The following is an 11,731-nucleotide window of genomic DNA, read 5'->3' as shown; positions in this document are numbered from 1 at the left end:
AGGTGAGCGATGAAACGGATCTACGAGCCCGAAGCCTACGACACCGCCTGGCCCGACAGCCACTGGCGCCGCTCGGCCCCCCTTCCTGTGCCCGCGCCCCGGCTGGAGGGCGGGCAGACCGCCGAGGTGGCGGTGATCGGCGCGGGCTATGCCGGGCTGTCGGCCGCGCATGAGCTGGCCACCCGGTTCGGGATCGACGTGGCTGTGGTCGACGCGGTGCAGCCGGGCTGGGGCGCCTCGGGGCGGAACGGAGGCTTCTGCTGCTTTGGCGCGACCAAGCTGAGCCATCGGGGGATCGTGCGCCGCGTGGGCGTGGATGGCGCGCGTGATTTTCACCGCTTCGGCGTCGAGGCGATCGAGGGGGTGGGCGCCTTCCTCGACGAACACGGCATCGACGCGCGGCAGGGCCCGGACGGAGAGGCCTCGCTCGCCCATTCGCCCTCCGCCTTCAAGGCGCTGGTCGAACAGGCGAAGTCGGAGCCCGAGTCACGGCTGATCGGCCCGGGGCAGCTGGCGTCCGAGGGCATGGCGGGCCCCGGATTTCACGGCGCACTGGTCGTGCGCGACGGCTTTCCGCTGCATCCGATGCTATATGTGGAGGGGTTGGCGAAGGTCGCCGCCGGGTCGGGTGTGCGGATCTTCGGCGACAGCCCGGTCCTGCATATCGCGCGGCAGGGCGCGGAGTGGCGACTGGACACACCCGAGGGCTCGGTGACGGCAAGAACCGTCCTGGTCGCGACCAACGGTTATTCGTCCGAAGACATCCCGACGTGGCTGGGCGGGCGCAACCTGCCCACGCTGTCCTCGATCATGGTGACGCGGCCGATGACCGAGGCAGAGCGTCAGGCGCAGGGCTTCACCACGCCGGTCATGTCCTTCGACACCCGCACCGCGCTGCACTACTTCCGCCATCTGCCCGACGGTCGGTTCCTGTTCGGGATGCGGGGGGGCACCTCGGCGGCGCCCGCAGCGACGGCGGCCACGCAGGTCCGCGTGCGGGAGCATTTCGATGCGATGTTCCCGGCATGGCGCGGGGTCGAGACGGAAAGCCGCTGGGCGGGGTTCGTCTGTCTCACCGGGTCGCTGGCCGCCTATGTCGGGCCTGTCCCGGGCGCAGAGGGGATGTACGCGGCCTTCGGCTGGCATGGCAGCGGCGTCGCGCCGGCCAGCCAGGGCGGACGCCTGGCCGCGCGGCTGATCGCGGGGGCGAACCCGCAGATCCCCGACCTCATCGCCACCCCGCCACGGCGCTTTCCGGTGCCCGCCTTCCGGCGCACCGCCCTCGCCACCGCCTACATGGCGGCAGAGTTCCGCGACGGCCCGCTGCCGAAAGGCTGATCAGAGCCCCGTCAGAGCGGCTGCGCCGTCTCGACCAGACGGGCGAGGAAGCTGGCCCCCACCGGCGCCACCTCGTCGTTGAAATCGTATCGCGAATGGTGCAGCCCCGCCCCCGGCCCGGTGCCGATGAACAGGTACGCCCCGGGCCGCGCCTCCAGCATGTAGGAGAAATCCTCCGCCCCCATCTCGCGCCCCGCGTGCCCCTCGACGGCAGCGGCGCCCGAGATCTCCTCGGCCACGGCGACGGCGAAATCGGTCTTGTCGGGGTCGTTCACGGTGGCGGGATAGCCCCAGTCGTAATCGACCTCGGCCGTCACGTTGTAGGCGGTGGCGGTGCCCTCCACGATCTCGTGGAACCTGCGGCGGATCATCTCGCGCAGGTCCGGGTCGAAGCTGCGGATCGTGGCGCAGAACATCGCCTCCTCGGGGATGATGTTCGACGCCGTGCCGCCGTGGATCTGGGTGACCGAGATCACCACCGGTTCCAGCGCGTTGGCATTGCGCGACACGATCGTCTGCACCCCCTGCACCATCGCCACGACGGCAACCAGCGGATCCACCGTCTCGTGCGGGTTGGCGCCGTGGCCGCCCTTGCCGGTGACGGTCACGGTCGCCGTATCCACTGCCGCCATCAGGGGCCCCGGGTTGGTCAGGAAATGACCAAGGGGCACGTTCGGCGCGTTGTGGATGCCATACACCTGCGAGATGCCGAACCGGTCCATCACCCCTTCCTGCACCATGACCTGGCCGCCGCCGCCATCCTCTTCCGCCGGCTGGAACAGCAGCGCGACGCGCCCCGCGAACCGCCGCGTCTCGGCCAGGTACTTCGCGGCCCCCAGAAGCATCGTGGTGTGCCCGTCATGGCCGCAGGCATGCATCCTTCCCGGCACGGTCGAGGCATGCTCGACCCCCGTGGTCTCGACGATCGGCAGCGCGTCCATGTCGGCCCGAAGCCCGATCGTCGGCCCCGTGCCCTGCCCCTTGATGATCGCCACGATCCCCGATGTGGCGATCCCCTCATGGATCTCGTCGACGCCGAACTCTCGCAGCCGCGCCGCGACATAGGCGGCCGTCTCGTGGCAGTCGAACATGAGCTCCGGATGCGCGTGAAGGTACCTGCGCCACGTCTTCATCTCTTCGGCGTAGTCGGCAATGCGATTGATCACGGGCATTGGAACCTCGGGCTGGAAACGACGCGTCTTCGTCTCACCATCGGCGCGGAAGGGCAAGCACCGTCGCGTGAGGTGGATGCGGGAAGCCGGGACGAAGCTCCGGCAGCCTCCACCTCTTCTGCGCGCCGACCCGCCGCCCCATGCATGGGAAGGCCCCCGGCAGAGCCCTCGAACCGCCCCCCTCGGCATGGCTCAATCGGCCCCTTTTGCCACCCGTGCCACCTTTCTGGCGCCAAGGCGCTGCAAGAATTTTCGCAATAGAATCAAATGGTGACGTAACGTCACTCAAAGATCTTGCGACCGAACCGTGGCCGCCGCGCGTTTGTGGTCTTGGAAGCACGCCGAAGCAGTACGGTGTGGACGCGAACACAGAAGAAGGAGACTTGCGATGCGCAAGGCAACTTTCACCCGCACCGCCCTGATGGGCGCCGCTATCGCCCTCGGTCTCGGGGTCTCCGCCCCGGCGATGGCCGACAGCCATTCCAACGGCGCCTCGCATTGCGCGCCCGGTCAGAAATGCCAGCCGCAGCAGCGGTCCGACAGCCACCGCAAAGATCAAAAGGCGCCCCAGCACGCCCAGTCGCGTGACAGCCACAAGACGCAGCAGCATGCCGACAACCACCGCGCGTCGGCGCCCCGCGTCGGCCAGCACGCGCATGGCGAGCGTATCTCGTGGTCGAAGAAATACCACCACCTGCCCAAGCCCCGCGCCCACACGCATTACGAGCGTGTCGACGGTCGGGTCGTGCTGGTGAACGACAACACCCTCGCCGTGGTCTCGGTCGTGGGTCTCGCCGCGGTGCTGCTCGCCAACAACTGATCCGGCGACAACATCGCCAAGCATCCCGAGGGGGGCGGCAGTGGCCGCCCCTTTCGCATGATCAGCCCCCGCACAGTCAGTCCCCGCCTGATCAGCCCTTACGCATCTCGTCGCGCCGCATCGGCATCGCATCGATCGTCTGGAACAGCATGTCCGGAGAAATCACGGCCCCCTCGTCCAGCTTGACGCCCCCGTCCTTGCCCACCAGCAGCATCCGGAATCCGCGCACGTCAAACGCCGCGCGCAGACGCCCCTGAGCCTTGGGATCGGTGTCAGTCAGAACCACGAGGTCGCGGTTCTCCAGACCCGCCGCCCGCGCGCGCAGCGCCTCGGTCACGTCGCGATACTTGGGATCCTGTGGCGAGGGCGCGAAGATCATGACCACCCGCTTGTTCCAGCGATACTGGTCGAGGTTGCCGCTGTCCGGCGGCAGCGGTCGAAACACCTCCGCCGCGGCCGCAGCACCTGTTGCGCCGACCGCCGCGAAACAGGCCGCGGCAAGTGCGATCCCGGCAGCGGATGTCCTGAATAGCTTCAACATCTGAGCCTCCTGTGCAGATCTCCCAATGGATAACGCACGAGGCAGTCTCAGGGATCAGTCCGCAGGCGGCGATCCGCGCACCCTGCACCGGACCTCAGTCCCCGAACGATCAAATCCCGGGAAGCGACCGCCAGAAAGGCGACCGCCGGGGATCACTCCTTCAGAAGCTGGTTCATCGAGACGGACGGCTGCGAGCAGCCGGCATCGCCCACGACCTTGGCGGGGACCCCGGCCACGGTCTTGCAGGGCGGCACGTCGTGCAACACGACCGACCCGGCCGCGACCCGCGAATTCGCCCCGATGTGAATGTTGCCCAGCACCTTGGCCCCGGCGCCGATCAGCACGCCGTCGCCGATCTTGGGATGGCGATCGCCGTCTTCCTTGCCGGTCCCGCCCAGGGTCACCGAATGGAGCATCGAGACGTTGTCGCCGACCACCGCGGTCTCGCCGATGACGATGGCATGGGCGTGGTCGATCATGATCCCCTTGCCGATCTTCGCCGCCGGGTTGATGTCGACGCTGAACACCTCGGATACCCGCGACTGGATGAACAACGCCATGTCGCGGCGCCCCTGCCCCAGCAGCCAATGCGCCACGCGATAGGCCTGCACCGCCTGGAACCCCTTGAAATAAAGGATCGGCTGAAGGTAGCGGTGGCAGGCGGGATCGCGCTCGTAGCTCGCCATCAGATCGGCCCGTGCCGCCTCAGCCAGTGCCGGATCGGCACCGTAGGCCGTCGACGCGATCTCATGCAGGATCTGCTCGCCCAGCTCCCCCGAGGCCAGCTTGAGCGCGAAACGATAGGCCAGTGCGCTTTCCAGGGTCTCGTGGTGCAGAAGGTTGTAATGCAGCATGCCGCCCAGAAGCGGCTCTTCGTCGAGCGCCTGCTGAGCTTCGTCGAGCACCCGGGTCCAGACCGGATCGACGGCGGTGATCTGAGGTCTCAAACGTGCCATGCGCCGTCTCCCTAACGCTCGCTGCTTCACGGGTGTTGTAGCAGATAGGGTGCGGATCGGCACGTTCAAAGAATATTCACCGGGCGTGAGGCGAAATCGCCCCGGCGCGGCGCAAGGGCCGGACGGGCGCGCCAGGTGGCGAGGGCGGGCCGGCGGGGGCGCTGCCCCCTGCACCCCCCGGGATATTTCCGCTCAGAAGAAGACAAGACGTCTTGCCTGGGAGCCATGTCGCCCGGTCAGTTCTTCGGCGCCAGGTGCTTGAGACCCGCACGGATCAAGGCCGAGGCCTCCGCTGACGGGTCGGCCTCGGCGGCGATCGCCACCGCCTCGGCGGCATCCGCATGACCGTAGCCGAGGTTCACCAGCGCCGAGAGCGCATCGGCCGAGGCCGCCGCGCGGCGCTGCGCATCGCTGGGCGCGGCCGGCGCCTTGCGCAGCGTGCCGGGCCTTGCCGGCGCGCTCTCCTCGATCACCGCATCGTCGGCATCAGGCACGGCCCCGCCCGACAGCCGCCCCGCCTGCGCCATCACCGCGGGTGCCTTCTGCTTCAGCTCCATCACCACGCGCTGCGCGATCTTGGGGCCGACCCCCGGCGCCGCGGTGATCGCCTTGGCATCCCCCAGCGTGATCGCCCGTGCCGTGCCCTCGGCCCCCAGCGCGCCGAGGATCGCCATCGAGGCCTTGGCGCCGATCCCCTGCACGCTCATCAGAAGCTTGTGCCACTCCTTCTCCAGCAGAGTCGGGAAGCCGAAGAGCTGCAGCAGGTCCTCGCGCACCAGAAGGTCGGTGTAGAGCGCGCAGGCCTCGCCCACCCCCGGCAGGGCCGCAAGCGTGCGGTCAGAGACGTGCACGATGTAGCCCACGCCGCGCACGTCGATCAGAACGTGGTCGGGGCCGCGATACTCGATCCGTCCGGCGATACGGCCGATCATCGCGCGGCCTCCGCGCGTATGTCGATCGGCGCGGCCTTCGCGCGGGCGCCGATCATCGCGCCGCCCCCGCACGGGCGCCCGAGGTCGCCCGTGCGAGAGCCGCCTCGAACCGGCCCGAGGATTGCAGGTGGTGGGCATGGCAGATCGCGATCGCCAGCGCGTCCGCCGCATCCGGTCCGGCCAGAACGACGCCCGGCAGCTGCAGCCGCACCATGTGGTCGATCTGCGCCTTGGCGGCGTGCCCCACGCCGACCACGGCCTTCTTGATCGCGTTCGGGGCATATTCGCCAATCGGCAACCCGAACTGCGCCGGCACCAGAAGCGCGATGCCCCGCGCCTGCCCCAGCTTCAGCGTCGCCACGCCGTCCTTGTTGACGAAGGTATGTTCCACCGCCGCATGGGTCGGCCCATGGATGCGCAGCACTTCGGTCAGCTGGCCATGCAGCGACAGCAGCCTGGGCGCCAGATCACCCGAATCGGAGTGACAGATTCCATTCGCGACATGGCTGATCCGGGTGCCGTCGACGTCGATCACCCCCCAGCCAAGGTTGCGCAGGCCGGGGTCGATCCCCAAAACGCGCATGCTGCCCCCTCAATTTTTGTGTCTTTTTCGACGCAGTAGCACGAACAGCGAACATTCGCCAGCACGGCGTGCCCGGCCCCTGCAACAGGGCGGATGGCGGGGAACGCCGAAATCCGGGCGGAAAGCGGCGTTGCGATGTCTGAATGCGACGGATTTCAAGGTGGCCGTAAACGCCTTGTAAACAAGGCCCAAACGCCCGCGAGAGGCATGCGAAAAACGCAACCCACCCATGCGAATTCCCCCGCTTGCCGAGTCCAAACCGCTCATCTATCTGCCGATCAGGAAGACGACATGCCCACATGTTGGGCGCTTTATGAAAAAGGAAATCCGCCATGGCCGCCTACGAGACGACCCGCACGGCGCCCTTCGGCGCCATCACCACGTTCCGCACGATCCAGGGTCTTTCGACCATCGTTCACGCACTGCGTGACTGGAACGACACCCGCCTGACCCGCAACGCGCTGGACAAGCTGACCGACCGCGAGCTTGACGATATCGGCCTGTGCCGCGGTGACATCGATCACTTCTCCAGCCGCCGGGCCTGACGCCCTAAGCGCCGGACCGGAGGCACCCGGCAGATGGCCGGGGGCGAAGATACGCGAAGACACGAACGCCGCGCCCGGGATCGGGACGCGGCGTTTTGAATTTCAGGAGCCAGATTTCGAAACGCGCTTTCCCGCGCCCGCGCGACAGGACGCCTTTGGACGGAACGCCCCCGCGCGGAACGCCCCCGAAGGTCAATCGACGTAGGGCCGCACTTTCTGCGCCAGCGCGACGGTCAGCGGATCGGACTGCATGATGAAGGCGCCGAGCGGCTGCACGCCCTTGCCGGCGCTCAGCTCCGCGACGCGGCTCTCATAGGCCCGCTCGCCGATCTTGGCGTAGATCACGGCTTTCAGAGCGAAAACCGCCATCAGCACGATCAGCAGCGGCCCGACGATGGGCACCGAACGCCGGGGCGCGCGGTTGAACGCCGACCGGCCGAGTGCGCCGCTGGCCTCGAACCCACCGCCACTCCGGCGGATTTTCTGGATACGCTTGAGCCGTCCCTCGAAGTCCACGAGATTCGGATTGGCCATGGGTCTACTCCCGAACATGGCCCCCACCACGGTGCAAGTTCTGCGTCCAGAATGTGGCTCAAATAAGGCAGGCCCCCGCTATTGAGGCAAAATTAGGGTCAGGGTGCTCCACTCGCCGATTTCCTGCCTTGTTTCGACGACAAACCCTTCGCCGCGATAGGCATTGATCACGGTTTCCGCCTGTTCATTGAGGATTCCGGAGAGAATCACGCGTCCGCCGGGCGCCACATTCCGGCCCATATCGGGCGCCAGCGCGATCAGCGGCCCCATAAGGATGTTCGCGAAGACGAGGTCGAACGGCGCCTTTTCGGCGATCCGGGGATGGGCGAACCCCACCGCCTCGAGGCATTCCACCCGCCCTTCAAGCCCGTTCACGCGGGTGTTTGCCTCCGCCACCTCGACCGCCACCGCGTCTATGTCCGAGGCGATCACCGGCTCCGGCCAGATCGAGGCGGCGGCCATGGCAAGCACCGCGGTGCCACAGCCAATGTCGGCGACATTGTGGCAGGCGATGCCCTGGCGGTCGAGCGCGTCGAGCGCGCGCAGGCAGCCCAGCGTGGTGCCGTGATGGCCGGTGCCGAAGGCCATCGCCGCCTCGATCATCAGCGCGATCCGGCCCTCGGGCACGCGGTCCGCATCATGGCTGCCGTAGACGAAGAAACGCCCGGCCTCGACCGGGGCAAGCTCGCGCTTGACCTTGGCGACCCAGTCGATCTCGGGCAGTTCGGAAACGGTGAAGGGTTTCGCGCCGAAAGCGGCCGCGAGAAGGGCAAGGTCGGTCTCGGCGGGGGCATCGTCGAAATAGGCGCCCACCTCCCACAGGCCCGAGCCGTCCTCGATCTCGAAAACGCCGACCCCGGTGGGCGCCGGCTCCATCTGCTCCATCGCGGCGGCAAGATCGGTGGCGGGCGCTTCGCCGGGCAGCGTGGTAAGGGCGGAATAGGTGGGCATCTCGGGCCTCCGTTCTGGACCCGCAAGGCCTTAGTTTGCGCACGCAACAGGGTCAAGCGCCGTGGCGGGCGCCCCCTTCCCATCAATCCCTCCTCCCGGGATGACACGGATACGGGACGAAAAGGTCAGCCGTCGAGCCAAGCACAGACCGCCGCGGCAAGCGCCTCGGTCGGTTCGGCGCCGTCCACCGCCAGCACCGGGCATGCCAGCCGCTCGAGGAAATTGTCATGCGCGGCCCGTGACCGCCCGGTGAATTCCGGGTAGTCGTAGCCCTTCGCCCAGTCCATGAAGCCCGTGTGATGTGCTGCCAGATCGCCGCCCTCGCGGATCCGTGCGCCGTAGCGCCGCGCCTCGCGCGCCTCCAGCCGTGCCAGCCGCGCCGCCGGATCGATGGCCACGAAGACGGCATGCGTCAGCCGCGCTTCGATCGGCGCACTCCACCCGAGGGGAGAGCCCGACAGGACCCACTCCGCCCGGGGCAGCACCATCTCGGACAGCAAGCGCAGCCTCTCGTCCGGCGGGCGGCGGGTGGTGAAGGGCGGATCGGTCGGCCGCCAGAAGAAATCGTCGACGTCGAAATGCTGAGTGGCCCGTATCGTCGCCACCGCGCGCCCCAGCGTCGAGGTTCCCGCCCCGCTGGCCCCGATGACCAGAAGGCGCGCCATGCGCCCTACTCCGCCGGCTGCGCCGGGAGAAGGCGCGAGAACAGGGTTTCGTTACCCTTCGCCGGGTGGCGCGGGATCAGCAGCGCCAGCCCCAGCGAGACCGTGGCGATCCCCGCCGCAAGGCCGAAGACCGCGCCCGGCGACTGGATCCAGACATAGCCCAGGGCAACCGGGAGGAAGACCGCAGCGATGTGGTTGATGGTGAAGGAGACGGCCGCCGTGGGCGCGATGTCCTCGGGATCGCAGATCTTCTGGAAGTAGGTGGTCATGGCGAAGGCCAGCGCAAAGAAGATCTGGTCGACCACGTAGAGACCTGCCGCCACCCAGCCCCCCCAGCCGAAGTGATAGATCCCCGCATAGGCGAGGAAGATCGCCAGCAGCCCCGCATATTCGAAGGTCAGGAGCGAGCGTTCCCCGAACCGTCCGAGAAGCCGCCCCACCACCGGGGCCAGCACCATGTTGGCCGCATAGTTGATGATGAAGAGCACGGTGATCTGGTCGACGTGAAAGCCGAAGCGCTGCACCATCATGAAGGCCGCGAACACCACGAAGATCTGGCGCCGCGCCCCAGAGGCCAGCTGCAGCGCATAGTAGAGCCAGTAGCGACGGCGCAGCACGAAGCGCGCCTGCTGCGGCGTGCGGCTGCGGAACTGCGGATAGAGCAGGAAGCACACCACCGCCGCGACCGCCGTCGCGGCCCCGGCCACGGCATAGACCGTCTCGAACGACAAATCGAACCGGCGCCAGGTCAGCACCAGCACGAGGTAGGCCCCGAGCGACGCGGCCGACCCCAGCGCCACGATCCGCCCCAGCGTCCGCGGCGCGCGCTCCCGGTCGATCCACTGCAATTGCAGCGACTGGTTCACCGTCTGGAAGTAGTGAAAGCCGATCGACGAAAGGATCGTCGTGGCCAGCAATCCGCCGAAACTCGGGAACAGGGCCGTCGCCGCGACCGCGGCCCCCAGCAGCACCAGCGACATAAGCGCCAGCATCTGCTCGCGCATCACCATCAGCACAAGGATCACGCCGATCGCCAGGAACCCCGGCACCTCACGCACCGATTGCAGCCAGCCGATCTGGACACCGGTGAAATTCGCCGCCTCGATGACGAAGTTGTTCAGCAGCGCCTGCCAGGTCGAGAAGGCGATCGGCATCGCCGCCGCCATGACATAAAGCAGCGCCTCGGGCCGCCGCCACCGCGGCAGCGCCTGCGCCTCGTCCATGCTGATCGAGCGGAATCCCTGAGCCATGCCTATCGGATAGGCGCTTTTTTTCGGGTTGGCGAGGGATAATGCAGGCGCAGAAACCGAATTCGCCCCACCTCTCCGGCCCCGCGCCGCACGGCGAAGCGCCTGACCTGGATCAATGCTGAACGAAAAACATTCGAATACTTTTATGACCGCAATGAACAGCACCCGCGCAGGCGGGCGGAGGCCCGGCATGGATATCGTGCCCCTGATCGACAGTATCGGCGACCATCATGCCGCCGCGCTCTTCGGCCTCCTCACGGGGGCAATCTTCGGCGTCGCAGCTCAGCGCTCCGCCTTTTGCCTGCGCGCGGCGACGGTGGAATTCGCGCGCGGCCGGATGGGGCCGCGGGTTGCGGTATGGCTGCTGACCTTCTCGACCGCGATGGTCTGGGTGCAAGGCGCCCAGCTGGCAGGGCTCATGCGCGCGGACGAGGCGCGGATCATGGCGGTGCCGGGGTCGTGGTCCGGCGCGGTGATCGGCGGCCTCGTCTTCGGCATCGGGATGGTGCTGGCACGCGGCTGCTCGGGGCGGCTTCTGGTGCTGGCCGCCACCGGCAACCTGCGCTCGGCGGTTTCCGGCCTGATCTTCGCCGTCGTGGCACAGATGAGCCTGCACGGCTGGCTCTCTCCGCTCCGCGGCCGGCTCGCGCGACTCTGGGTCACCGGGGGCGGGCACAATCTCGACCTGCTCGCCTGGTCCGGGGTCGGGCACCTCGGCGCGCTGCTTCTCGGCCTTGCGATCGCCGGGCTGGCACTTGCGCTGGCGATCCGCGCCCGGATCGGCGCCGCCATGCTGGTCTTCGCCTCGGGCGCGGGCTTCGCCGTGGCGGTGGGCTGGGTCCTGACCTACACGCTGTCGCAAGTCAGCTTCGACCCCGTGGCCGTCACCTCGGCCACCTTCACCGGGCCCTCGGCCAACACCCTGATGTTCTTCCTGTCGCGCGATGCCGTTCTCAACTTCGACATCGGGCTGGTCCCCGGCGTGTTTCTCGGCGCCTTCCTGGGCGCGCTGGCCGCCTGCGAATTGACCTTCCGGGGCTTCGAGGATGCGGGCAACATGAAGCGCGCGATGACCGGGGCCGCGCTGATGGGATTCGGCGGCATGCTGGCGGGCGGCTGCGCCATCGGCAACGGCGTGACCGGCACCTCGATCTTCGCCGGCACCGCCTGGCTCGCTCTGCTGTGCATGTGGATCGGCGCCATGGCGACCGACCTTCTGCTGGAACAGCGGCGGCAGGAGGCGTTAGCGGCAAAGGCCTGAGCCCCCTTCCCGCCGCATCCGCGGGGGTTTCACACCCCCGCACCCACCGCATCCGCGGGGGTTTCACACCCCCGCACCCCCGTGGGATATTTCCCCTCAGAAGAAAGCAAGACCTCTCCCCTTCTTCTGAGCGGAAGTATCCCGGGGGGTCACAGGGGGGCAGCGCCCCCCTCGCACGGTATG

Annotated in this window: 13 protein-coding genes; 4 read left to right on the top strand and 9 right to left on the bottom strand. The window is 68.0% G+C overall.

Annotation, left to right across the window (positions count from 1 at the left end; all coding sequences use genetic code 11):
• Positions 1–9: 9 nt before the first annotated feature.
• Complete coding sequence (locus CVV76_RS00890) at positions 10–1,338, top strand: NAD(P)/FAD-dependent oxidoreductase (protein WP_102222725.1); 1,329 nt, start codon at positions 10–12, stop codon at positions 1,336–1,338.
• Positions 1,339–1,349: 11 nt separating this feature from the next.
• Here the strand turns inward: CVV76_RS00890 and CVV76_RS00885 are convergent, their stop codons facing one another.
• Complete coding sequence (locus tag CVV76_RS00885) at positions 1,350–2,510, bottom strand: M20 aminoacylase family protein (RefSeq protein WP_102222724.1); 1,161 nt, start codon at positions 2,508–2,510, stop codon at positions 1,350–1,352.
• 388 nt (positions 2,511–2,898) lie between these two features.
• On the opposite strand from CVV76_RS00885, the gene CVV76_RS00880 reads away from it, so the two are divergent.
• Positions 2,899–3,330, top strand: a complete 432-nt coding sequence (locus tag CVV76_RS00880) for an RcnB family protein (RefSeq protein ID WP_102222723.1) — start codon at positions 2,899–2,901, stop codon at positions 3,328–3,330.
• A 91-nt stretch (positions 3,331–3,421) separates the two neighbouring features.
• Here the strand turns inward: CVV76_RS00880 and CVV76_RS00875 are convergent, their stop codons facing one another.
• From CVV76_RS00875 to ruvC, 4 genes are all read right to left on the bottom strand, one after another.
• Entirely contained in the window at positions 3,422–3,871 is a 450-nt protein-coding gene (locus CVV76_RS00875; RefSeq protein ID WP_102222722.1) for a DUF4174 domain-containing protein, read from the bottom strand.
• 152 nt (positions 3,872–4,023) lie between these two features.
• Positions 4,024–4,827 (bottom strand): serine O-acetyltransferase, encoded by an 804-nt coding sequence (cysE, locus tag CVV76_RS00870; RefSeq protein ID WP_102222721.1) that lies wholly within the window; start codon positions 4,825–4,827, stop codon positions 4,024–4,026.
• A gap of 236 nt (positions 4,828–5,063) precedes the next feature.
• Complete coding sequence (gene ruvA, locus CVV76_RS00865; protein ID WP_102222720.1) at positions 5,064–5,759, bottom strand: Holliday junction branch migration protein RuvA; 696 nt, start codon at positions 5,757–5,759, stop codon at positions 5,064–5,066.
• Positions 5,760–5,811: 52 nt separating this feature from the next.
• Positions 5,812–6,342 (bottom strand): crossover junction endodeoxyribonuclease RuvC, encoded by a 531-nt coding sequence (gene ruvC, locus CVV76_RS00860; protein ID WP_102222719.1) that lies wholly within the window; start codon positions 6,340–6,342, stop codon positions 5,812–5,814.
• Positions 6,343–6,674: 332 nt separating this feature from the next.
• Here ruvC and CVV76_RS00855 point away from each other — a divergent pair, with 332 nt between their 5' ends.
• The gene (locus CVV76_RS00855) at positions 6,675–6,887 is read left to right on the top strand and encodes a DUF1127 domain-containing protein (protein ID WP_102222718.1); all 213 of its coding nucleotides are present in this window, start codon (positions 6,675–6,677) and stop codon (positions 6,885–6,887) included.
• 192 nt (positions 6,888–7,079) lie between these two features.
• Here the strand turns inward: CVV76_RS00855 and CVV76_RS00850 are convergent, their stop codons facing one another.
• The 4 genes from CVV76_RS00850 to CVV76_RS00835 all read right to left on the bottom strand — a co-directional run bounded on the left by CVV76_RS00850 (position 7,080) and on the right by CVV76_RS00835 (position 10,287).
• Complete coding sequence (locus CVV76_RS00850; RefSeq protein WP_102222717.1) at positions 7,080–7,421, bottom strand: hypothetical protein; 342 nt, start codon at positions 7,419–7,421, stop codon at positions 7,080–7,082.
• 78 nt (positions 7,422–7,499) lie between these two features.
• Positions 7,500–8,372: a 50S ribosomal protein L11 methyltransferase gene (locus CVV76_RS00845; RefSeq protein WP_102222716.1), complete on the bottom strand. Its 873-nt coding sequence runs from the start codon at positions 8,370–8,372 to the stop codon at positions 7,500–7,502.
• Positions 8,373–8,497: 125 nt separating this feature from the next.
• Positions 8,498–9,037 carry a P-loop NTPase family protein gene (locus CVV76_RS00840; protein ID WP_102222715.1) on the bottom strand — a complete coding sequence of 180 codons (540 nt, stop codon included), beginning with the start codon at positions 9,035–9,037 and terminating at the stop codon, positions 8,498–8,500.
• A gap of 5 nt (positions 9,038–9,042) precedes the next feature.
• Positions 9,043–10,287, bottom strand: coding sequence for an MFS transporter (locus tag CVV76_RS00835; RefSeq protein WP_233192656.1), 1,245 nt, complete (start codon positions 10,285–10,287; stop codon positions 9,043–9,045).
• A 190-nt stretch (positions 10,288–10,477) separates the two neighbouring features.
• Here CVV76_RS00835 and CVV76_RS00830 point away from each other — a divergent pair, with 190 nt between their 5' ends.
• A complete protein-coding gene (locus CVV76_RS00830; RefSeq protein WP_102222714.1) occupies positions 10,478–11,548 on the top strand; it encodes a YeeE/YedE family protein in 1,071 nt (356 codons plus the stop codon).
• The last annotated feature ends 183 nt before the right edge of the window (positions 11,549–11,731 follow it).

The sequence above is a fragment of the Acidimangrovimonas sediminis genome (genome assembly GCF_002871005.1).
Classification (GTDB): Bacteria; Pseudomonadota; Alphaproteobacteria; order Rhodobacterales; family Rhodobacteraceae; genus Acidimangrovimonas; species Acidimangrovimonas sediminis.
The sequence above is the reverse complement of the archived record's forward strand: the minus strand, read 5'-3'. Positions and strand labels throughout refer to the sequence as shown.